General features: G+C 66.6%; 26 protein-coding genes and 1 pseudogene. 17 read left to right on the plus strand and 10 right to left on the minus strand.

Annotation, left to right across the window (positions count from 1 at the left end):
* Positions 1-8: 8 nt before the first annotated feature.
* The 4 genes from G3N96_RS20885 to G3N96_RS20900 form a co-directional block, all read right to left on the minus strand.
* Positions 9-1,004, minus strand: coding sequence for a hypothetical protein (locus G3N96_RS20885; protein WP_241022751.1), 996 nt, complete (start codon positions 1,002-1,004; stop codon positions 9-11).
* 10 nt (positions 1,005-1,014) lie between these two features.
* Positions 1,015-1,980 carry an iron-containing redox enzyme family protein gene (locus G3N96_RS20890; protein WP_124583421.1) on the minus strand — a complete coding sequence of 322 codons (966 nt, stop codon included), beginning with the start codon at positions 1,978-1,980 and terminating at the stop codon, positions 1,015-1,017.
* A 76-nt stretch (positions 1,981-2,056) separates the two neighbouring features.
* Positions 2,057-2,236 carry a hypothetical protein gene (locus G3N96_RS20895; protein WP_089494932.1) on the minus strand — a complete coding sequence of 60 codons (180 nt, stop codon included), beginning with the start codon at positions 2,234-2,236 and terminating at the stop codon, positions 2,057-2,059.
* A gap of 144 nt (positions 2,237-2,380) precedes the next feature.
* Positions 2,381-2,587, minus strand: coding sequence for a hypothetical protein (locus G3N96_RS20900; RefSeq protein ID WP_226207652.1), 207 nt, complete (start codon positions 2,585-2,587; stop codon positions 2,381-2,383).
* Positions 2,588-2,937: 350 nt separating this feature from the next.
* On the opposite strand from G3N96_RS20900, the gene G3N96_RS20905 reads away from it, so the two are divergent.
* From G3N96_RS20905 to G3N96_RS20950, 10 genes are all read left to right on the plus strand, one after another.
* Positions 2,938-3,945 (plus strand): iron-containing redox enzyme family protein, encoded by a 1,008-nt coding sequence (locus G3N96_RS20905; protein WP_124583423.1) that lies wholly within the window; start codon positions 2,938-2,940, stop codon positions 3,943-3,945.
* Positions 3,942-4,289 carry an aminotransferase class V-fold PLP-dependent enzyme gene (locus tag G3N96_RS20910; RefSeq protein WP_206138330.1) on the plus strand — a complete coding sequence of 116 codons (348 nt, stop codon included), beginning with the start codon at positions 3,942-3,944 and terminating at the stop codon, positions 4,287-4,289. Before G3N96_RS20905 ends, G3N96_RS20910 begins: the two co-directional genes overlap by 4 nt.
* A 173-nt stretch (positions 4,290-4,462) precedes the next feature.
* On the plus strand, positions 4,463-5,227 hold the full coding sequence (locus G3N96_RS20915; protein WP_124583425.1) for a sugar phosphate isomerase/epimerase: 765 nt from the start codon (positions 4,463-4,465) through the stop codon (positions 5,225-5,227).
* Between the two features lie 28 nt (positions 5,228-5,255).
* Positions 5,256-6,248, plus strand: a complete 993-nt coding sequence (locus G3N96_RS20920) for a sugar kinase (protein WP_206138331.1) — start codon at positions 5,256-5,258, stop codon at positions 6,246-6,248.
* Between the two features lie 212 nt (positions 6,249-6,460).
* A complete protein-coding gene (locus tag G3N96_RS20925) occupies positions 6,461-7,741 on the plus strand; it encodes an MFS transporter (RefSeq protein ID WP_124583428.1) in 1,281 nt (426 codons plus the stop codon).
* A 5-nt stretch (positions 7,742-7,746) separates the two neighbouring features.
* Positions 7,747-8,712: an NAD(P)-dependent oxidoreductase gene (locus tag G3N96_RS20930; protein WP_206138332.1), complete on the plus strand. Its 966-nt coding sequence runs from the start codon at positions 7,747-7,749 to the stop codon at positions 8,710-8,712.
* A gap of 99 nt (positions 8,713-8,811) precedes the next feature.
* On the plus strand, positions 8,812-9,027 hold the full coding sequence (locus G3N96_RS20935) for a hypothetical protein (RefSeq protein WP_206138333.1): 216 nt from the start codon (positions 8,812-8,814) through the stop codon (positions 9,025-9,027).
* A 158-nt stretch (positions 9,028-9,185) separates the two neighbouring features.
* Complete coding sequence (locus G3N96_RS20940) at positions 9,186-10,229, plus strand: LacI family DNA-binding transcriptional regulator (protein ID WP_124583436.1); 1,044 nt, start codon at positions 9,186-9,188, stop codon at positions 10,227-10,229.
* A gap of 54 nt (positions 10,230-10,283) precedes the next feature.
* Entirely contained in the window at positions 10,284-11,075 is a 792-nt protein-coding gene (locus G3N96_RS20945) for a YhfC family glutamic-type intramembrane protease (protein ID WP_206138334.1), read from the plus strand.
* 13 nt (positions 11,076-11,088) lie between these two features.
* The gene (locus G3N96_RS20950; protein WP_047850836.1) at positions 11,089-11,451 is read left to right on the plus strand and encodes a DUF3022 domain-containing protein; all 363 of its coding nucleotides are present in this window, start codon (positions 11,089-11,091) and stop codon (positions 11,449-11,451) included.
* A gap of 33 nt (positions 11,452-11,484) precedes the next feature.
* Here G3N96_RS20950 and G3N96_RS20955 read toward each other — a convergent pair whose 3' ends face one another.
* Together G3N96_RS20955 and G3N96_RS20960 are read right to left on the minus strand one after the other, a co-directional pair.
* Positions 11,485-11,916 (minus strand): PGDYG domain-containing protein, encoded by a 432-nt coding sequence (locus tag G3N96_RS20955; RefSeq protein WP_089494924.1) that lies wholly within the window; start codon positions 11,914-11,916, stop codon positions 11,485-11,487.
* Between the two features lie 134 nt (positions 11,917-12,050).
* Positions 12,051-12,602, minus strand: coding sequence for a Spy/CpxP family protein refolding chaperone (locus G3N96_RS20960; RefSeq protein WP_206138335.1), 552 nt, complete (start codon positions 12,600-12,602; stop codon positions 12,051-12,053).
* A gap of 255 nt (positions 12,603-12,857) precedes the next feature.
* On the opposite strand from G3N96_RS20960, the gene G3N96_RS20965 reads away from it, so the two are divergent.
* Positions 12,858-13,322 carry an Lrp/AsnC family transcriptional regulator gene (locus G3N96_RS20965; RefSeq protein ID WP_006481526.1) on the plus strand — a complete coding sequence of 155 codons (465 nt, stop codon included), beginning with the start codon at positions 12,858-12,860 and terminating at the stop codon, positions 13,320-13,322.
* Positions 13,323-13,823: 501 nt separating this feature from the next.
* Positions 13,824-14,924, plus strand: coding sequence for a saccharopine dehydrogenase C-terminal domain-containing protein (locus G3N96_RS20970; protein ID WP_124583442.1), 1,101 nt, complete (start codon positions 13,824-13,826; stop codon positions 14,922-14,924).
* Between the two features lie 96 nt (positions 14,925-15,020).
* Here the strand turns inward: G3N96_RS20970 and G3N96_RS20975 are convergent, their stop codons facing one another.
* Together G3N96_RS20975 and cydX are read right to left on the minus strand one after the other, a co-directional pair.
* The gene (locus tag G3N96_RS20975) at positions 15,021-15,638 is read right to left on the minus strand and encodes an ATP-binding protein (RefSeq protein ID WP_124583444.1); all 618 of its coding nucleotides are present in this window, start codon (positions 15,636-15,638) and stop codon (positions 15,021-15,023) included.
* Complete coding sequence (gene cydX, locus G3N96_RS20980; RefSeq protein ID WP_124583446.1) at positions 15,635-15,781, minus strand: cytochrome bd-I oxidase subunit CydX; 147 nt, start codon at positions 15,779-15,781, stop codon at positions 15,635-15,637. Before cydX ends, G3N96_RS20975 begins: the two co-directional genes overlap by 4 nt.
* A 179-nt stretch (positions 15,782-15,960) precedes the next feature.
* Between cydX and corA the strand changes: the two genes are divergently transcribed.
* Positions 15,961-16,938, plus strand: a complete 978-nt coding sequence (gene corA / locus G3N96_RS20985) for a magnesium/cobalt transporter CorA (RefSeq protein ID WP_206138336.1) — start codon at positions 15,961-15,963, stop codon at positions 16,936-16,938.
* 7 nt (positions 16,939-16,945) lie between these two features.
* Here corA and G3N96_RS20990 read toward each other — a convergent pair whose 3' ends face one another.
* Together G3N96_RS20990 and G3N96_RS20995 are read right to left on the minus strand one after the other, a co-directional pair.
* The gene (locus G3N96_RS20990) at positions 16,946-17,239 is read right to left on the minus strand and encodes a YciI-like protein (RefSeq protein WP_089494917.1); all 294 of its coding nucleotides are present in this window, start codon (positions 17,237-17,239) and stop codon (positions 16,946-16,948) included.
* A 223-nt stretch (positions 17,240-17,462) separates the two neighbouring features.
* Positions 17,463-17,951 (minus strand): adenosine-specific kinase, encoded by a 489-nt coding sequence (locus tag G3N96_RS20995; RefSeq protein ID WP_206138337.1) that lies wholly within the window; start codon positions 17,949-17,951, stop codon positions 17,463-17,465.
* Between the two features lie 145 nt (positions 17,952-18,096).
* On the opposite strand from G3N96_RS20995, the gene G3N96_RS21000 reads away from it, so the two are divergent.
* The 4 genes and pseudogenes from G3N96_RS21000 to G3N96_RS39275 form a co-directional block, all read left to right on the plus strand.
* Positions 18,097-19,074: a cysteine synthase A gene (locus tag G3N96_RS21000; RefSeq protein ID WP_206138340.1), complete on the plus strand. Its 978-nt coding sequence runs from the start codon at positions 18,097-18,099 to the stop codon at positions 19,072-19,074.
* Positions 19,075-19,198: 124 nt separating this feature from the next.
* Complete coding sequence (locus tag G3N96_RS21005; RefSeq protein ID WP_031401741.1) at positions 19,199-19,684, plus strand: YbaK/EbsC family protein; 486 nt, start codon at positions 19,199-19,201, stop codon at positions 19,682-19,684.
* A gap of 824 nt (positions 19,685-20,508) precedes the next feature.
* A complete protein-coding gene (locus G3N96_RS21010; protein WP_206138341.1) occupies positions 20,509-21,207 on the plus strand; it encodes an energy transducer TonB in 699 nt (232 codons plus the stop codon).
* Between the two features lie 85 nt (positions 21,208-21,292).
* A pseudogene (locus tag G3N96_RS39275) lies at positions 21,293-21,394 on the plus strand (MotA/TolQ/ExbB proton channel family protein); the annotation flags it as partial.

Below are 21,394 nucleotides of genomic sequence, written 5' to 3' on the forward strand. Positions count from 1 at the left end.
GGCGGCCCTCAGTGGAAGATGCGCGGCAGCGGCGCGCTGTCGTCTGCGTAGTAGGCGAGGATGGTGTGTTCCTGGCGCACCAGCGTCTCGACCATCAGCGAGACGTTGCGTTGGGTGACCGTGCAGGCTTCTGGATCGATCGCGGTGTCGAGCGCCATCAACTGCCGCGAGATGTCCTCGTGCCGGTACGTGTCGTTCAGGTCCGCGTGGGCGCGCAGCGGCCGGTAGAACCCTTCGGGCAGGCCGAGCGCGACGCAGCGCGCGTCGAACGCGTCGATGAACGCGGGCTGTGCGCGCTCGAACAGGAACAGGCTCGCCTTGAACGACAGCGGATGCTGGCGCGCGTGCACGCCGAGCGCGGCCGCGAGCGAGAACGTCGCGGGCAGCGGCTGGTGCTGCTCGATCTCGGCATCGGCGAGCCCCGCGGCCTTCAGCGCCGCCGCGAGAAACCGGTCGTGGCCGAGCTCCGATTTCAGGAAGTCCTGCAGCAGCGTACGCTCTGCGGTACTGGCGGCCCAGCCGAGCGCGGGGCCGATCAGTCCCGGCGCCGCGCGCACGATCCAGTAATACTCGAGGGCATAGCCGATCAGCTGGCGGCGTGTCGCGCGCTGTTCGACCAGCGCGCGCAGGAATGCCGATCGCGCGCTGCGCGCGGCGGTGCGATCCGCGATCCGGCGGATGTCGCGGTAGAGCTGCGCGCCGCTCGTCGCGACCGCGGCGCGGCGCGGATCCGATTCGATCAGCAGGCGCAGCGCGTTGAAATCGGCGAGCAGCGGCGGAATCTTGTCGGCGATGCGGCGCGAGCGCGTGGCCAGTTCCTCGGGCGTCAGGCCGCCCACGTGCAGGTCGCCGATCAGGCGCGCGACGTCGGTCGCCTCGTCCGGCGCGAAGCGGAACGTGCACTGCCGGCCGCCGGCACACAGCACGGCGTCGGTATCCGTGAGCTGCGAGGTGACGATGCCGCGGAATTTCGGCATCGCGGGCGCTGCTAGCGAGCTGTCCATGGTGGTCGCCTCACAGGTCGGACACGCGCCGCAGCAGCGGCGCGTCGGAGGTGTAGTAATGCCAGACGGCCGTGTAGAAGTCGTCGTAGAGCTCGACGAACAGCCGCAGCTGGGCCTTCACGCGCGCGACGGTAGCGGCGTCGAGCACCGGGACGTCCTGGAAGATCGCGCGTGTCAGGCTGCCGTGCGCGGCGTTGAGGTTGATGTTCGCGTGCGTCTTGAGCGGGCCGACGAGCCCGTCGGGCAGTTGCGCGCGCTCGCACGCCTGGATGAAGCTGTCGTGCTGCATGCCCTGGCCTTCGAGCAGGCCGAGCGTCGTGAAGAAGAACAGCGGATCGCTGTGCGACCAGTACGCGAGCGCGTTGCACAGCCCCATCGTCTCGGGCAGCGGGATCGCATCGAGCATGTCGGCGCGGCTCAGCCCCGCGAAATTCAGTGCGCGCAGCAGGATCTCGTCGTGCCCGTACTCCTCGGAGAAGAAACGGTTGAGCGTCAGCCGCACCGGCGTGCTCGGCACGTAGGACAGCACGGGCGCATCGAAATAGCTTTCGCGGAACAGGAAGTGCCAGTTCTCGATCACCATGCCGATCGCGAGCCGTTCGGGCAGGTCGCCCGGCGAGCGCGTGTCGAGGCACGCGCGCCAGAACGGATTGCGGTAGAGCGTCTGCTCGCAGTACTGCTCGACCAGATCCTCGATCTCGAGGATCACTTCCGAGCCCGCGCGGCTCGCGACCGGCGCGTCGTCGTCGATCAGGCCGGCCTCGTCGAGCGTGCCGACCAGTTCGTCGAGCAGCGCGCGCGGCAGCTCGGGCTCGTCGCGCGCGATCTCGTCGAGATCGTGGCGGCCGTCGAACTGGTCAAGCGTGCGGGCCAGCGCGACGGCGGCATGCGGGCTGCCGGGCAGCGCGTCGACGTGCCGCAGCGTCACGGGCGCCACCAGCCGCGGGCGGGGCGCGGGTGATTCGATCCGTTCCATGATGAGGCTCCCGAAGTGGGTGCGCGGGGCGGGCGTGCGGCTCGCCCCGCAACTGGCTGAACCGGTGCGGCGGCGATTACAGGTGGATCGCGATCAGCGTCGGCGTGCCATCGGGCTTGTTGACGGTGACAAGGTAGTGCTTGCCGCCGAGCGTGCCCGTATTGATGTAGAGATCCACCTTGTGGCCGTCGAACACGTTCTTGCCCGGTTCGGCGTTTTTCACTTCATGAACCGTTGCCTGCTGCGTATTTGCCATATCGATCACCGTTTGAAAAATGAAAGGGCATCCGGCCTGATTCGAATAATCGGGCTGGAGAATTTACAGCGAAATCCGGAACGAAATGAGAATGTCTGGTTTATTTCCTTTCATCCGTTGTGCGGATGATTAATTGGTCGATATTCATCCGCACATGGTCATGAATGCGGCCCGTGCCGAAAGCGGCAGGCCGTCCGCCTGTTTCGCGATCGCGACCTTGAGATCCGCACCGCCGACGATCAGCGCGTGGCGATCGGCGCCGGCGCGCGGGTCGACGGTCTGCAACGCGTCGACCTCCTTGACGGCGACCTTGGTGCCTCGCGGCACGATGACAGTAAGCGGTTCACTCATAGCAACCTCCGACGATGAGAACGGGCGCAAGCGCCCAGCCGCCATTAGCGCGGCACGCAGCCATGCCGCGGCCAAGGCGGCACCGGAGCGGCGGCATCTCCGATCTTCAAATACGGTGGAATGATTCGCTGGAATGGAGCCCCGTTTTATCTTCTTGTAAAAATGAAAGTTATTTTAAGCATCTGCGGATTTCTTGAATTACCGGAATCCTGGAGATAATCTAGTACAACGTTTGCGCGATTCAAGATCGATTTAATGGCATGTGCGATTATTTTCCCTGAATCAGCACATGCGTCGATCGTTTCGAAAAATGCATCGACGGGTGGTCGAGCGAACCAGGAGACCAAGACATGGGCGAGACGACGGAAACCGGCGCGCGGCCGAGGCTGCGGCATTGCACGCTCGTCGCACTGGCCGGCGAGCGGCTGGCGATGATCGTGGGCGACGAGCGCTTCGAGCTCGAGCAGGTGCAGGGCACGCGCGACGCGTTCCTGCGCATGAAGCGCTACCTGGACGGGCGGCACACGCTCGAGGACATCGCGCAGCGCTCGGACGTGTCGTTCGGCAGCGTGCGGACGATCGTCGGGCAACTGGACGAACTCGGCCTGCTGCGCCGCGAACGGCCGGCCGCCACGATCGCCGCGGCGGACTTTCTCGAGCGGGTCGAGCGCAGCGCCCGGATGTGGCGCGCGCAGATCGGCTATCACCGGCTGTTCGGCATGCTCGAGCGGGGCGAGGCCGGCCGCGACCTGATCGCCGGGCTGCTGCTCGAGACCTACCACTTCGTTCGGCTCGCGCCGCGTCACGTCGGCGCGGCGATCGCGCACTGCCGCGACCAGGCGACGGCCGAGCTGCTGTGCGGCTACCTGGCCGACGAGTACGCGCATCACGGGCTGATCGCCGCATCGGTCGAGAAGCTCGGCATCCCGCGCGAGCAGATCCGCGACGCGCATCCCGTGATCGGCACGCTGTCGCTCGTGAACATGCTGTGCGAGGTCGGCCGCGCGTCGTCGCTCGGTTACCTGTGCTGCCTGAAGCTGATCGAGGCGAGCCCGGAGGACGAGGCCGGCGCGCGCGGCGCGTGGGGCGAGATCGCGCGCGCCGCCGGGCTCGACGCGGACGTGTTCGACGGCCTGATGCGCCATATGCGCATCGACGTCGGCGCGGGCCATGCGGGCCTGCTGGAGCAGGCGCTCGCGCGCACGCCCGACGTGTCGGCCGACGCCGCACACGTCGCGATCAATCACATGCACGACGTGAAGCACGCGTTCGATCAGTTCCATGACCAGGTGATCCAGTACTACACCGACATGTCGAACTACGTGCCGCGGCTGAAGGTCGACTTCTTCTCGCTATGAGCGGGGCCGACGCGACAGGGCGGGGCGCGGGCGAACGGTTCGTCGACCTCGACTTCAATGCGCGCACGCCCGTCGCGCCGGAAGTGATCGACGCGATGGCGCCGTGCTGGCGCGACGTGTACGGCAACCCGTCGGCGTCGCACCGGCAGGGGCGGCTCGCGCGCGATGCGCTCGACGGCGCGCGGGCGGCCGTCGCGGCACTCGTCGGCGCCACGCCCGAATGGATCGTGTTCACGAGCGGCGCGACCGAAGCGAACGACCTCGCACTTGCCGGCTTCGCGTGGTCGGACGACGCGCGCGCCGGGCCTTCGCCATCCCTACATCGGCCCGGCGGATCATCGTGAGCGCGGTCGAGCATCCGTCGATCCAGTCCGCGGCCGCCGCGCAGCGTGATGGCGCCGGCCGCCCGGCGATGAACAGGCCCTAGGGATTTCCACTATGGTGCGGACCCCGCCCGAGGCGCACCATCCGTCTCAAATGAATGGAACCGGTTCCATACCGGAAATAGAAGGGCAATATGGCAGACATCGTGATCGTGGCGAGCGCATTCGGGATGGACCGGGTGCGACAGGAGGGCCACCGTGCATTCGTCGCGACCGCGGCGGCATCCGGTGCGACCGGTTTCGAGGTGCGGCGCGAACTGTTCGCGTCGGAAGACGACACGGCGCCCGGCGCGCTGGCCGCGCTTGGCGCGCAACTGGCCAGCCACGGGTTGTGGTCGGTCTATTCGACGCCGGCCAACCTGTACACGGAAACGGGCGCGCTCGATGCGGACGCCTTGCGCGGCGCGCTCGCGGAAGCCGACGCGCTCGGCGCGCGCTTCGTGAAATTCCAGCTCGGCGGTTTCGCCGGCGCCGCGCACGCGGCCGAGATCGTCGCGCTGTCGCGCGGCGCGCGGGCCCGGGTGGTGGTCGAGAACGGTCAGCTTCCGGTCGGCGGCGCGCTCGCGCAGTTCCGCGGGCTGTTCGACGCACTGGCCGCGGCGGGCATGCCCGATGCGCTCGGGATGACGTTCGACATCGGCAACTGGCAGTGGCCGGGCGAAGCGCCGCTTGATTGCGCGCAAGTGCTCGCGCCGCATGTGGAATACATTCACTGCAAGGCAGTCGCGGGCGAGGGCGCGCGTCGTTTCGCCACCGCGCCGGCCCCGAACGACCCGCTCGTGACCGGCGTGCTCGCGGTGCTGCCGCAACACGCGCCGCGCGGCATCGAGTTCCCGTTCGACGCGGCCGACCTGGCGGGCGATGCATGCCGGCGCGTTGCGTGGCTCGCCACGGCGTGACGGCGGAAGGATCCTGGAGAGTTCATTCATGAAAGCAGCACTCGATGTCGTGACCTACGGCGAAGCGATGGCGATGTTCGTCGCGACCGAGCCCGGCCATCTCGCGCACGCGACGCAGTTCACGAAGCGGGTCGCGGGCGCCGACCTGAACGTCGCGATCGGCCTGTCGCGGCTCGGCTTCCGGGTCGGCTGGATGAGCCGTGTCGGCCGCGATTCGTTCGGCGGCTACGTGCTCGACACGCTGGCGCGCGAGGGCATCGACGCGTCGTGCGTGACCGTCGATCCGCGTTACCCGACCGGCTTCCAGCTCAAGTCGCGCAACGACGACGGCAGCGACCCGACCGTCGAATATTTCCGCAAGGGCTCGGCCGCGAGCCACCTGTCGTGCGACGACTACGTGGCCGACTACGTGCTCGGCGCGCGCCATCTGCACCTGACCGGCGTCGCGCCGGCGATCTCCGCGACGTCGTGCGAGCTCGCGTTCAAGCTCGCGCGCGAAATGCGCGCGGCCGGCAAGACGATCTCGTTCGACCCGAACCTGCGCCCGACGCTGTGGCCGTCCGCCGACGTGATGGCGAAGACGCTGAACGCGCTCGCATCGCTCGCGGACTGGGTGCTGCCGGGCATCGCCGAAGGGCGGCAACTGACCGGGCACGACACGCCGGCCGACATCGCGGGCTTCTATCTTGCACAGGGCGCGCGCGGTGTCGTGATCAAGCTCGGTGCGGAAGGTGCGTACTACCGGACGGCCGACAGCCGCGACGGAACCGTGGTGGGCGAGCGCGTGCAGAACGTCGTCGATACGGTCGGCGCCGGCGACGGCTTCGCGGTCGGCGTGGTCAGCGCGCTGCTGGAGGGCAGGACGATCGAGCAGGCGGTGGCGCGCGGCAACCGGATCGGTGCGCTCGCGATCCAGGTGATCGGCGACTCGGAAGGGTTGCCGACCCGCGCCGCGCTCGATCGATTCGAAAACGTCAGCAATCGCACCGATCGCTTAGAGGAAAGCTTCACCGCGCAATGAGAGGCCGGACACGGCACAATCCGCGGACTCATTTCGTCGTGCATGCGCACGGCAAGGTACGGGACCGGGACGGGCGCTGAAGCGTTTGTTCTGGTCGACTGCGAAGCATGGGATCAGAGTAAGCGCTGAAGCGCCAACTCTGATCGACCGCGAAGCATGGGATCCACGTAAGCGCTAAAGCGCTAACGTGGATCGACACAGGAGACATTCTGATGGCCAACTCTCTCGCTGCCCGCCGCTGGTGGACGATCATGCCGATCGTCTTCATCACGTACAGCCTCGCCTACCTCGACCGCGCGAACTACGGGTTCGCGGCCGCGGCCGGCATCAACCAGGACCTCGGGATCAGCAAGGGCCTGTCGTCGCTGATCGGCGCGCTATTCTTCCTCGGCTACTTCTTCTTCCAGATTCCCGGCGCGATCTATGCGGAACGCCGCAGCGTGAAGAAGCTCGTGTTCGTCAGCCTGATCCTGTGGGGCGCCTGCGCGGCACTCACGGGCGTGGTCAGCAACATCCCGTCGCTGATGGCGATCCGCTTCGTGCTCGGCGTCGTCGAGGCGGCCGTGATGCCGGCGATGCTGATCTACATCAGCAACTGGTTCACGAAGAACGAACGCTCGCGCGCGAACACGTTCCTGATCCTCGGCAACCCGGTCACGGTGCTGTGGATGTCGATCGTGTCGGGCTATCTCGTGCACGAATTCGGCTGGCGCCACATGTTCATCGCCGAAGGCGTGCCGGCCGTGCTCTGGGCCGTGTGCTGGTGGTTCCTCGTGCAGGACAAGCCGGCCGATTCGCCGTGGCTCAACGCGCAGGAAAAACGCGACCTCGACGCCGCGCTCGCGGCCGAGCAGGCGACGATCAAGCCCGTGCGCAACTATGGCGAAGCATTCCGCTCGCCGGCCGTGATCAAGCTGTGCGCACAGTATTTCTGCTGGAGCATCGGCGTGTACGGCTTCGTGCTGTGGCTGCCGTCGATCGTCAAGAACGGCTCCGACCTCGGGATGGTCGCGACCGGCTGGCTGTCCGCGCTGCCGTATCTCGCCGCGACGATCGCGATGATTGCCGCATCGTGGGCGTCCGACAAGGTCGGCTCCCGTCGCGGTTTCGTGTGGCCGTTCCTGCTGATCGGCGCGGCTGCGTTCGCCGCATCGTACGCACTCGGTTCGTCGCACTTCTGGATCTCGTATGCGCTGCTGGTCGTGGCAGGCGCCGCGATGTACGCGCCGTACGGCCCGTTCTTCGCGATCGTGCCGGAACTGCTGCCGAAGAACGTCGCCGGCGGCGCGATGGCGCTGATCAACAGCATGGGCGCGCTCGGCTCGTTCGTCGGCTCGTACTTCGTCGGCTACCTGAACGGGGCGACCGGCTCGCCCGTCGCGTCGTACGCGTTCATGAGCGCCGCGCTCGTCGCCGCGGTGATCCTCACGCTGTCCGTCAAACCCCAGGCGCGCGATACGCATCCGCTCGCGACGCCGCTGCAAGGAAAATGAATCCGATGAAGCCCCGTATCGTCGCGTACAAGCCGCTGCCCGATGACGTCCTCGCGTACCTGCGCGAGCATGCGAACGTCGTGCAGGCCGACGGCGCCGCCGCCCTCGCCGATGCGCTCGGCGACGCGGACGGCGCGATCGGCGCGAGCCTGAAGGTCACGCCGGAAATGCTCGACCGCGCACCGCGGCTGAAGGCGTGGTCGACGATCTCGGTGGGCTACGACAACTTCGACGTCGCGGATCTCACGCGGCGCGGGATCGTGCTCGCGCATACGCCGGACGTGCTGACCGAATCGACCGCCGATACGGTGTTCTCGCTGATCCTCGCGTCCGCGCGACGCGTGGTCGAGCTGGCCGAGTGGGTGAAGGCCGGCCACTGGCATCGCAGCATCGGTCCCGACCTGTACGGCACCGACGTGCAGGGCAAGACGCTCGGCATCGTCGGGCTCGGGCGGATCGGCGGCGCGGTCGCGCGCCGCGCGGCGCTCGGCTTCCGGATGCAGGTGCTGTACGCGAACCGCTCCGCGCATGCGCAAGCCGAGACGCAGTACGGCGCGCGGCGCGTCACGCTCGACGAACTGCTCGCGCAATCGGATTTCGTGTGCCTGCAGGTGCCGCTGTCGCCGGAAACCCACCACCTGATCGGTGCGGCCGAATTCACGAAGATGAAGCGCGGTGCGATTTTGATCAACGCATCGCGCGGGCCGGTGGTCGACGAAGCCGCGCTGATCGATGCGCTGCGCGCGGGCACGATCCGCGGCGCGGGGCTCGACGTGTTCGAGAAGGAGCCGCTGGCGGCGGATTCGCCGCTGCTGCAGATGAAGAACGTCGTCGCGCTGCCGCATATCGGCTCGGCGACGCACGAGACGCGCCACGCGATGGCGCGCTGCGCCGCGGAAAACCTGGTCGGCGCGCTGGCCGGCACGCTGCGCACGAATCTCGTCAATCCGGACGCGCTCGCGCGCGCCTGAGCCGCGGCGGTAGCGGGGCGACCCGCGGCCGCCCCCCGGCCAGCGGGGCGCCGGCTTCGTTAGAGTCGATGGTCTTGGTGCCGGAGGGCTGCCTGCGTTATGATCCCCGCGCGTCGTATCGACGGCCCGGCAATGCTGCCGGCGGCGTTTCGCGACGGGTATCCGCGCCAGGTCCGGTGCGGCCGACTGCTGTTGCAGGTGACCGGGGCGGATGCCGACGCGCCGGCGCTGATCATCGCGAAGCAGGGGATCGGCGCAAGCGCTGTAGGGCTAACGCTGGTCGACCGCGAAGCATGGGGTCAGCGTAAGCGCTAAAGCGCTAACGCTGACCGACCGCGAAGCATGGGACCCGCGTAAGCGCTAAAGCGCTAACGCGGGTCGACAGGGAGATTCCACCGGGTGGCTTACGTTTCCAACAACAAAGGTCCGTCTGCTCACGAAGCGGCGCGGATCGTACGTCGCGAGGCACGACAGTGACCGATTCGCAACCAACCACGACGCGTCCGGCGACGATCAGCGATGTCGCGCGCGAGGCCGGCACGGGCAAGACCAGTGTGTCGCGCTACCTGAACGGCGAGACGCACGTGCTGTCCACCGACCTGCGCCAGCGGATCGAAGCGGCGATCGCGCGGCTCAACTACCGGCCGAACCAGATGGCGCGCGGGCTCAAGCGCGGCCGCAACCGCCTGCTCGGCATGCTCGCGGCCGACCTGACCAATCCCTATACCGTCGAAGTGCTGCAGGGCGTCGAGGCCGCATGCCACGCGCTCGGCTACATGCCGCTGATCTGCCACGCGGCAAACGAAGTCGAGATGGAGCGCCGCTTCCTGCAGCTGCTCACGACCTACCGCGTCGAAGGGCTGATCGTCAACGCGCTCGGCGCCGACGAGGACGTGCTGCGCCCGCTGCGCGGCGCCGGCATCCCGGCCGTGCTCGTCGACCGCACGGTCGAAGGCTTCGAGGCCGACCTGATCGGCCTCGACAACGCCGACGCGATCGAGACGGCACTCGCGCACCTGGTCGAACACGGTTTCGACGCGATCCATTTCGTCGTGCAGCCGTTCGAGCGCGTCAGCTCGCGGCGCCTGCGCGAGGCCGCATTCCGCGCGGCACTGGCGGCGCGCGGGCTGACGGTGCCGTCGACGGTCGTGCTCGACCTGAACGAACCCGACGCGGTCGCGGCGGCGCTGGCCGACATCGATGCCCGCATCGACGACGCGGCACGGCGTGGCGTGCGCGCGGCGCTGTTCGCCGCGAACGCGCCGGTCGCACTCGCGATCGCGCGCCACCTGCGCGCGCGTTTCGGCACCGCATGGCAGCAGCGGGCGGCGTTGCTGTCGATCGACGATCCGGAATGGGCCGAGCTGATCGGGATCACGACGATCCGCCAGCCGACCTACGAAATCGGCTACAAGGCCGTCGAATTCGTGCACGAGCGGATCGACGGCGCGGCGGGCGACGTACGCGTCTCGCTGCTGCCGGGCGAGCTGGTTGCGCGCGCGTCGACCGCAAGCTGAGTATCATTCGGGGCACGCAGCGCGCCAGGTGCGCTGCCCCGAACAAGGAAATACATGACTGTCGCTCCCGTCACGCTGGCGGTGCTGATCGCCGCCACGCTGATCATCGCGCTCCTGCCGCTCGTCCTCTACCGCATCCTGCGCAAGCCGCTGGCCCTGAACCGTCGCGACACGATCGTCGGTGTGGCCGTCTTCACGCTGTTCGCGATGATCCTCGAACGCGCGTTCCACGGGCTGGTGCTGAGCCAGACGCCGCCGGATGGCTGGCTCACGCAGCCGCTCGCGTTCGTCGCGTACAGCGCGCTCGCGACCGCCGTGTTCGAGGAAGTCGGCCGCTATCTCGGGATGCGTTTCCTGAACCGCCGCTACGGCCCGTCGTCGGCCGGCGACAGCCGCGGAATCGGCTACGGGATCGGTCACGGTGGCGCCGAAGCATGGTTCGTCGGCGTACTCGTGTGGGGCCAGTGGTCGTATCTCGCGTGGCTCGCGAGCCGCGGCCAGCTCGAGACGCAGCTCGCCGACCTGCCGGGCGATACCGTCGTGCGCCTGCACGTGATGCTCGCGACGCTGTCGGCGCAGTCGATGCTGCTGTTGCTGCTCGAACGCTGCACGGCATTCGTGCTGCAGCTCGCGCTGTCGGTGCTGGTCTGGCGTGGCGTGCGCGCCGGCCGCGCGGGTGTGTTGCCGCTCGCGATCGTGCTGCATGCGCTCGCGGCCGCGCCGGCGTTGCTGTACCAGGTGCGCGTGCTGCCGGCCGGCTGGGTCGAGGCCGCGTATTGCGTGCTTGCCGCGATCCTGGTCGTCGTGCTGGTGAAGGCATGCCGGCCGTCGCAATCGGCAGCCTGACGGGAGAGACGGGATGGATGACTATCTGATCGAATGCCAGAGCGCGGAATTCGACGCGCTCGCACGCGTGATCTGCGATCTCTTTCCGGAGCAGACGCGTTTCGCCGAAAGCAGCGATGCACGCGGGCGGTTCCTGTCCGTGCAGTGGCTCGCGATGCGTTTCGGCTCGGCGCCGAAGCGGATGACGCTCGATATCCGCATCGTGCCGGCCGCGCTCGCGCGCTACCTGGCGCTCAAGCCGATGCAACGGGCGCGCAGCCATGCGGTGCTGCATGCGTATACGGAAGCGATGCTCGGGTCGCTCGAGGAGCGTCACGCGGCCGGCGAGGCCGTCGAGCGCGACGCGGAACTCGTACTCGACGAAGACTTTGCGTGACCGTTCGCGCCGGCGCCATGCCGGCGCGCTGCATTACGCGTCGCGGTAGACCTGCGCGAAGCGCTGCGCCTGCACGACACCGTAGTCGCCGGGCGCGTACTGCATCACCCAGTCGCCGGCGACGCCGCGCAGCGTGTCGCCGTTTTCCGAGCGGGCGATCGTGAACGGCTCGTCCATCCGGCGCGCGAGCACGACGGCCGGCCGGTTCCGGTAGGCGCCCGGTGCGCCGTGTGCGAGTGCCGGATCGGCGGGCAGGTATTTGGCGTCGAAGCGCGCCCGCGACACGACCCAGCGGTCGCCGGTCGAGCCCGTGATCAACGCGTCGCCCGCCGCATAGCGGTTCGGGCCTTCGAGGCTCATCAGTTCGCCGTCGGCCTCCGCGAAGGCAACGGCGACGGTTTCGTCCTTGACGACGCGACGGGCCTGCGGATCGGTACGCAGGTCGAGGTGCTTGAGTTCGAGCATGGCGGGAAAGGGCGGGAAGCGGTAAAAGCCGGCAGCTTATCCCGAATCCGGCGCGCCGTGTGACGCGCCGGTCGCCTGGAGCGGCGCGGCGCCGTTCGGCCCGGGCGGGCGGTACGGCGCCGGCAGGGCGGGCGTCAGGGTTGCGCGGGTGCGGTGGCGGCCGGCGCGGCTGCCGCCTTGCCCTCCGTGCCCTTCGTCTTGCCCTTGCCGCGATGCTCGCCGCCGTGGTGCAGCCAGCTGCGGAACGTCGTGTCGGCCAGCGCCTTCTGGTCGGCCGGGAAGCTCTCGTAGAGCGGTGCGAAGGCGTCGGCGAGCTTCTTCGCGCCGTCGGCATTCGCCTGCGACAGTTCCGCATACTGCTTCATGTCGTCGAGTGCGGAGACGTCGTGCTTCGCCATCCGCTCGCGATAGAGGCGGCCCATCGTGTCGCCGTTGTCGCGCATCGTGTCGGCGAACGTCTTCCACTGGGGTTCCTGCGCCGACGTGATCTTCAGCTGGTCGTGCAGGTACTTGATGCGCTGCTCGACGCGCGCTTCGTGGCGCGCCGCGCGCTGCTCGGCGCTCGGGGCCGACGCCGCGGCCGTCGTTGCGGGGGCCTGCGCGGGCGCTTGCGGCTGCGCCGGGGTTTGCGCGAACGCGCTGGCTGCAACGGCGAGCGTAGCGAGGGTGAGCGAGATTTTCTTCATGGTTGGCTCTCCGGGGTGGTGTCTTGCGAGCGGGCGCGGCGGCAACTGCCGCAAGCGCGCTTCTCGCGTCGCCAGCTATTAGTAGCACGTTGAATGCGGTGCAGCAGCGAATGCGACACTTGCTTACATCCGATACGAATCGAAATTGAAAGGTTCTCGCCGGATCGTGGCGGCGCCGTTTGGGCGGGCCGGCGTTCGGCGCTATCATCGCGTCACCTTCCACTCAGCCGGCGCGTCGTGCCCCGGCCCAGTCTCATGCGTCCACCCCGCCTCGACCAACTCGACGATCTCGACCGGCAACTGGTCGCGCTGCTGCAGGCCGATGCGCGCGCCAGCGTCGCGGATCTCGCGCGCCAGCTCGATGTCGCGCGCACGACGGTCGTCGCCCGCATCGCGCGGCTCGAACGCACCAACGTGATCGCCGGCTACAGCGTCCGGCTCGGGCAGGACGTGCTCGATGCAAGCATTTATGCGTACGTCGGCATCATCCTCACGCCGAAGTTCGGCAAGGACGTGTTGCGCAAGCTCGACCGGATGCCCGAGGTGCAGCTGCTGTGCGCGGTGAGCGGCGAGTACGACTACGTCGCGTGGCTGCGCGCCGATTCGCCCGAACGGCTCAACGACCTGCTCGACCAGATCGGCACGCTCGAAGGCGTCGAACGCACGACGACGTCGATCATCCTGTCGCGCAAGATCGATCGCGGGACGATCGGCGGCTGACGGGCCGCGCGCCGCGCGGCGCATGATCGATCGTGCGAGCGCATGTGCTGAGCACGTCTTCTTTCCTTTGCGTATGCGGCGGTTGACGCACGTCGCAATCACACGCGCCATGTGTTCGCGCTCGACGCTACGGCGTTTCATGACGGGCTCGGGCGACAACGCGTCCTCCGCGTCGTCCGACGCTTCTCAGCAGTATTCCCTTGCGCGTCTGCGTCGACCGTCTCGCCGAGCCTGGCGAGCATGCGGTTCGCTCGTCCTGCACGTCGTGGTCGATCCTCCCGGTTGTCATCGAGAACGCAGCCCCAGGCAGCGTGTTTGCACCAACGCCGATACGCGATTTTTAGATGAATTGGTCGTTATGACGAAATTTGTGGTCGAAACGTCGAAATTATCGGTCGTTTCGCATCATTCTTCGTCTTGGAACTGATTTTGCGCGTCCCTACACTGTGTTCATGGCTCAACGCCGTTCACAACACCAACCCATCATCAGGAGATAAGCGCATGAAAATCGCCATCGTCGGCGCAGGTCTGATCGGCCACACCATTGCTCACATGCTGCGTGAAACGGGCGACTATGAAGTCGTCGCGTTCGACCGTGACGCGGATGCGCTTGCGAAGCTGTCGCGTGAAGGCATCGCGACGCAACGGGTCGATTCGGCCGATGCAAACGCGATTCGCGAAGCCGTGAAGGGCTTCGATGCGCTCGTCAACGCGCTGCCGTACTACCTCGCGGTCAACGTGGCCGCCGCCGCGAAGGCGGCCGGCGTCCACTACTTCGACCTGACCGAAGACGTGCGCGCGACCCACGCGATCCGCGAACTGGCCGACGGCTCCGACCGTGCGTTCATGCCGCAGTGCGGCCTCGCACCGGGCTTCATCGGTCTCGCCGCACACGAGCTGGTGAACGGCTTCAGCGAAGTGCGCGACGTGAAGATGCGCGTCGGCGCGCTGCCCGAGTATCCGACCAACGCGCTGAAGTACAACCTGACGTGGAGCGTCGACGGCCTGATCAACGAATACTGCCAGCCGTGCGAAGCGATCCGCGACGGCCGCAAGCAGTGGGTGCAGCCGCTCGAAGGCCTCGAGCACTTCTCGCTCGACGGTACCGAATACGAAGCGTTCAACACGTCGGGCGGCCTCGGCACGCTGTGCGAGACGCTGTCGGGCAAGGTCGAGACGCTCGACTACAAGTCGGTGCGCTATCCGGGCCACCGCGATCTCGTGCAGTTCCTGCTGGAAGACCTGCGCCTGTCGACCGACCGCGACACGCTGAAGTCGATCATGCGCCGCGCGGTGCCGTCGACGAAGCAGGACGTCGTGCTCGTGTTCATCACGGTGACGGGCGTGAAGGACGGCCAGCTGGTGCAGGACGTGTTCACGCGCAAGATTTTCGCGAAGGACGTGTGCGGGATGCACATGAGCGCGATCCAGATCACGACGGCCGGCGCGATGTGCGCGGTGCTGGATCTGTTCCGCGAAAAGAAGCTGCCGCAGAGCGGTTTCATCCCGCAGGAAAAGGTGTCGCTGAAGGCGTTCCTGTCGAACCGCTTCGGCAAGCTGTACGAAGGCGGCACGATGGAGCGCGTGCACGAAGTGGCCTGACCACCCGTCAGCCTCTGGCACGAGGGCCGTACGACGCCGGGAGCGCAACAGCGCTTCCGGCGTTGTTTTTTGCGGGTGACGAAAAAGAGCGGCCGGTCAGGCCGGCAGCGGCGGGACGATCGTGGCCGCCTGCGGAGGCGGCGCGATGCGGTACAGCAGCGCATCGACGTCGGCATCGGAGGGCGCGGTGTTGTCGAACATCACGATGCCGTCGCATTCGTGGCCGGTCGGCACGAAGCGGCGCTGCCGGTATTCGTCCCAGTGCGCGAGCTTGTAGGCGTCGTTCGGGTTGCCGCGCGCGACGATCCGCTGGTGCGCGACGTCTTCCGACGTGTGGACCCAGACGACCGTCAGCGTGACGTCGGGCGAGATGCCGAGCCACGCGCGATCGAGAATGCGACGATCGCGCACTTCGCGCGACAGCGGGCCGACCACGAGCGCGCCGATGCCGAGCGCGAGATTTTCACGGGCCGTGTCGAGCAGGCCCTGGTATTCGGGATCGCGCAGGTGCTTCAGGTAGAGCGGGCTGTCGCGGTCGTTCGGATCCTCGGTGAGCGCGCCCATCGCGGCCGAGCTGTAGCGGCCGTACAGCGTGTCCTTGTCGAGCAGGCAGAAGGCCTCGCCGGTCGCGCGCATCAGCGGCCCGATGAGCCGCTTCGCGAGCGTGGTCTTGCCGGTGCCGGCGTGACCGCAGAAGAACACCAGATGCGTCACGAAGCCTTGCCTCCCGAGCGCGGGCTCGACGCGCCGTTGCGCTTGTCACCGCGCGGGAAGACTTCCGCTTCCAGCCACATCGCGTTGATGATGCCGAAGCCGAGCGCCACGCCGATGCCGAGTATCCACGAGAAATACCACATGGGTCCGTCTCCTTGACGATTGGGCCGCACGGCCGTGCGGCGGGTGGTCCGAACTTGCCGGGTGCGCATGCTGCGGCGCACGCAGCCCGATCATGACCAATATCGCCGAGCCGCGCAAGCCGGGCCGCCCGCGCAGCAAACCGGTAAACTGATGCGCAAACCGCAACGTCACGGACACCATGCTGATCAACTGTGCTGCATACCAGGATGGCCGCAAGCTGGCCGATATCGATATCGACGCCATCAGCGACTACGTGTCGAAGCCCGAGTGCTTCGTGTGGGTCGCGCTGAAGGATCCGACACCCGACGAACTCGACCTGATGGGCGAGGAATTCGGGCTGCACGAACTGGCGCTCGAGGATGCCCGCAAGGGGCATCAGCGGCCGAAGATCGAGGAGTACGGCGATTCGCTGTTCGCGGTGCTGCATACGGTGGAGCTGGACGACGACGATGAATTCAATGTCGGCGAGCTGAACGTGTTCGTCGGCCCGAACTACGTGCTGTCGATCCGCAACCATACCGAGCACGATTTTCGCGACGTGCGCAAGCGCTGCGAGCGCGAGCCGCATCTGCTCCAGGAGGGTTCGGCATTCGTGTTCTACGCGCTGATGGACCAGGTCGTCGATCGCTATTTCCCGATCCTCGAAACGCTCGGCGCCGAGCTCGAGGAACTCGAGGACCGCATCTTCGCGAAGGCCACGCCCGCCTCGTCGCGCGCGATCATCGAGGATCTCTATTCGCTGAAGCGCCGGCTCGTGATGCTGTACCAGCACACGGCGCCGCTGCTCGAGCCGCTGGCGAAGCTCACCGGCGGGCGCATTCCGCAAGTCTGCAGCGGCATGGAGCCGTACTTTCGCGACGTGTACGACCATCTGCAGCGGATCGTGAAGACGATCGAAGGGCGGCGCGAGATGGTGGTCACGGCGATCCAGGTCAACCTCGGGATGATCTCGCTGGCCGAGAACGAGGTGACGAAGCGGCTCGGCTCGTTTGCCGCGCTGTTCGCGATCCCGACGATGATCGCCGGCATCTACGGGATGAACTTCGCGAACATGCCCGAACTGCACCTGAAATACGGCTTCTACGGCTGTATCGCCGTGATGGTGGCCGCCGACTTCGGGTTGTGGTGGCGCTTCAAGCGGGCAGGGTGGCTGTAGTCCCGCTTCACGTGCGGGGCGGCGCATGCTTGCCGACCACGACGCGCCACGGACGCACGCGCCACGATTTCACGAGGCCGTTCTGCACGTACGGATCGGCGCGCGCGAACGACTCGGCCGCCTCCGGCGAATCCCCTTCGAACACGAGCACGGCCTGGTCGGCCGGGTCCGACAGCGCGCCGGCGAGCACGAGTTCGCCGCGCTCGGTCGCAGCCTGCGCAAGCGCGAGGTGCTGGGCGCGGAACGGTTCGCGACGGGACAGGTAATCGTCGACGAGTTCGTAGGTCAACTGGTAATGCATGGCGGCTCCGGGAAGAATCGCGGCGGCCGGTGCATCAGCGCGCCGTCAGTCAGTCTGCTGCGGGCAGTATAGGGCAGGCCGACGGCGGCGACACGACGCGGAGGGCGGCGCGCTTCTGCGCCCATAAATGCAACTAACGGTCTGAATGTTGCCCATCTTCGAATCCCAGCCGCAACGCCCTTTCCATGCAGCCAGGTCTACAGGGCCGCCGGCGGGGGCATCCCTACGCCTTGTAGCCGATCGTGCGCAGCAGATCCTTGCGCCAGCGTATGTCGTCGTCATTTTCGACCCCGAGCGGGCCGAAGCCGTCGACGACGCCGACGATCCCGCGTCCTTGCGCGGTTTCCGCGACGATCACCTCGGTCGGGTTCGCGGTTGCGCAATAGATCCGGCAGACTTCCGGCACGGCCTTGATCGCGTTGAGTACGTTGACCGGGAAGCATCCGTCGCCGAGGAACACGATGAACGCGTGACCGGCGCCGATCGCGCTGGCGTTGCGGCAGGCGAGGTCGACGAGCGCCGCATCGGTGCCGGAGTGGCGCACCAGCCGCTTGCCCGACGCCTCGCAGAAGGCGAGCCCGAAGCGGATGCCGGGCACGGTGCCGACCAGCGCCTCGTGGATGTCCTCGACGGTCTTGATGAAATGCGACTGGCCGAGGATGAAGTTCACGGTCTCGGGCTTGTCGACGGCAACGGTTTGCAGTTGCAGCATGGCGGACCTCGTCTCGCGATGCGGCGCGTGCGCCGCAATGGGCGCTTCAAGCTTAGTACGCGGCGGCCGGCGACGAAAGCGGCGCGGTCGGCCTATCCTTGGTTGTGTGTGGCGCGTGCGCCGCACGAAGGCACCGGAGGACGACATGGACGTGCGACAAGGCTTCGTCGACTGCGTGGGGCGCACGCCGCTGATTCGCTTGACGAAGCTCAGCGCCGAGACGGGCTGCGAGATCCTGGGCAAGGCGGAATTCATGAATCCGGGCGGGTCGGTGAAGGACCGCGCGGCACACTACATCATCCGCGACGCCGAGCGGCGCGGCGCGCTGCAGCCGGGCGGCACCGTGGTCGAGGGCACGGCGGGCAACACCGGCATCGGCCTGGCGCATATCTGCGCGGCGCGCGGCTATCGCTGCGTGATCGTGATTCCCGACACGCAATCGCCGGACAAGCTGGCGATCCTGCGCACGCTCGGCGCCGAGGTGCGCCCGGTGCCCGCGGCGCCCTACCGTGACCCGAACAACTATCAGAAGATTGCCGGCCGGCTCGCGGACGAACTCGACAACGCGGTGTGGGCCAATCAGTTCGACAACGTCGTCAATCGCCAGGCGCACTACGAGACGACCGGGCCCGAAATCTGGCGCGATACGGCGGGCACGATCGATGCGTTCGTGTGCGCGACCGGGACGGGCGGCACGCTGGCCGGCGTGAGCCGTTATCTGAAAGAGCAGAATCCGGACGTCCGGATCGTGCTGGCCGACCCGCACGGCAGCGGGCTCTACGGCTACGTGAAAATGGGCGACCTCGGCGCGGAAGGCAGTTCGATCACCGAAGGCATCGGATCGACGCGCGTCACGATGAACCTTGCGGACACGCCGATCGACGACGCCGTGCGGATCGATGATCAGCAGTGCGTGACGATGGTCTACCGGCTGCTGCGCGAGGAGGGGCTGTACGTCGGCGGATCGAGCGGCATCAACGTCGCGGCGGCGGTCTGGCTGGCCCGCCGGATGGGGCCGGGGCACACGATCGTGACCTTGCTGTGCGACCGTGGCGACATCTATCGCACGCGGCTTTTCAATCGGGAATGGCTACGCGAAAAGGGACTGGATCCGGGGGACTGAACCCGTGGGTCGAGTCCGTGCGAAGCACGGGAGCGGCGAGGTTTTCCATCCGCCGGAATGCGACCTATGCTGAACGAATCCGGTGCGAACGCCGTTCGCCCGTTTCGTTCAGACGAGGTGTGCCATGCCTGTGTCAGCCACCCTGCAGGATTGCCTGCGTCAGAAGTCATCGCGTTACGAAGTGGTGTACCACCCCTATAGCCATACGAGCATGGAGACGGCCGCCGCCGCGCATATTCCCGGCGATCGCCTCGCGAAAACCGTGCTCCTCGAAGACGACGAAGGCTACGTCGCCGCCGTATTGCCGACCACGCATGCCGTGCGCCTGTCGGATCTCTGGGTGAAGACGGGACGCCATCTCGTGCTCGCCCGGGAGGTCGAGCTGCGCGAGCTGTTCAAGGATTGCGACATGGGCGCGTTGCCGCCGGTGTGCATGGCGTACGGGATGAAGACGTTTCTCGAGGAACGTCTCGCGCAGCAGCCGGAAGTCTATTTCGAGGCCGGCGACCACGAGGCGCTGATCCACATGATGCAGGACGAATTCCTGATGCTGATGGAGACGGCCGAGCGCGCGCATTTCTCGCACAAGATGCAGGGCATGCACTCCTGACGCGCGCGGTGCAAGGGCGCCGGTCGATGCCCGGGTGACAGGGTTGTGCCCGGGCAGAGGGTGTGTTGCCTCACGGTTAATTCGATATGCGAAATAATCGCGACATATTTTCTGGTGAAAGGGTCGGCATGAAGTTTGAATCGCATTCCGGATTAACCGTTCGGATAACCGTGGCACGTGGGCTGTTGCGAGGAGGTGGTGTCGCTAGCGCGAAGTGGACGGGCGGCGCATCGCGCGACCGATGCGAATGTTGATTGACGAGGGAAGGGGGAACCCCCGGTCGCTTCCGCGGAGGCGGGTCTTGATGCGCCGCAGGAAATATGCCGATATTTATGTCGAAACAGCTTAATATCCGTTTTTGCATATATCCATACAATTCAATTACCGTTTTTATAATAAAAGTTTTATTTGTGCTTACCGGAATATTATTTGAATAAATCCTCCAAACTTTGTATTCGGGCATCAAATAAAGTTTGACGTCAAAATTTTTTCCTTGCTATTGTCTGCACCCAAGTGAACGGCGCCACTGACATCACCGTGTAACGAACGGCGGGTCGTCATACGAAATGTAAGGTGCCGCCCGCTCAGCTAACAATTGCCTGAACGTGCTGGCGCGTTTTTCTTTGGTGCATAACCGCGCCGCGCCGGCCGGAACGATTCCTTGAAAAAGAATGAATTTGCATTCGAATTGAATTCTTTCAATTCGGATTGCTAATTGAACTTGAAATGAAATGTTCGGGTTGATGCGATGGCGATGCCGACCTGGCTTCGCCGCCGGCAGCAATCCGATACTGGGCGAATCGCTTGGGGGATGGATGGTGGGCATGAAAGTCGAAGAACGTCTGGCTACGTCGAACAGCGGACTGGCTACGCTGGGCCGTCCGCGAGAGTTCGGCAAGAAGCAACAGAATCCGGTACGCCGGTTCGGCGGCATCGGAATCGTCCTGGTGCTGCATGCCGTGCTGATCTACGCACTGCTCAACGGCCTCGCGACGAAAGTCGTGCAGGTGATCCAGCACCCGATCGAAACCCGCATCATCGAGCCGGTCAAGCCGCCGCCGCCACCGCCGATGCCCGTGGTCAAGCTCCCGCCGCCGAAATTCGCGCCGCCGCCGCCGCCGTTCGTCCCGCCGCCGGAAGTGCCGGTGCAGGCGCCGCCGCAGGCGACGATCACGCACCAGTCGGCCCCGGTACCGTCCGCGCCGGCCGTGCAGGCGCCGGTCGTGGCGCCTCCCGCGCTGGCCAAGCCCGTCAGCCATGACGTGGGGGTGGTCTGCCCGAATTCGGACACGCTTCGCGCGTCGATCCAGTATCCGAAAGAGGCGCAGGAAAACAACATCACGGGCGACGTGACGATCGAGTTCGTCGTGGATGCGGAAGGGAACATCACGAACGAGCGGGTGGCGCAGTCGGCTGATCCGGTGCTCGATCGTGCTGCCTTCAACACCGTGAAGCGCTTCAAGTGCGTCGCGCAGGGCCAGTCGGTACGGGTCCAGGTTCCGTTCTCGTTCAATCTGAATTGATGCAGTGGGCGGCCCGGTGCGATCCGGGCCGGAAAAACCATCTCGAACTGACGTGCTAAGTTCACCGAAATAACTGGAGTGAGGTATGACGAAGCGTTCACTGGCCGCGCTGGCGGCAAGCATCCTGATGTCCGTCGCCGCAATCGACGGGTTCGTTGCACCGCAGCTCGCCCACGCGCAGGCAAGC

Source organism: Burkholderia sp. Se-20373 (genome assembly GCF_017104705.1).
GTDB lineage: Bacteria > Pseudomonadota > Gammaproteobacteria > Burkholderiales > Burkholderiaceae > Burkholderia.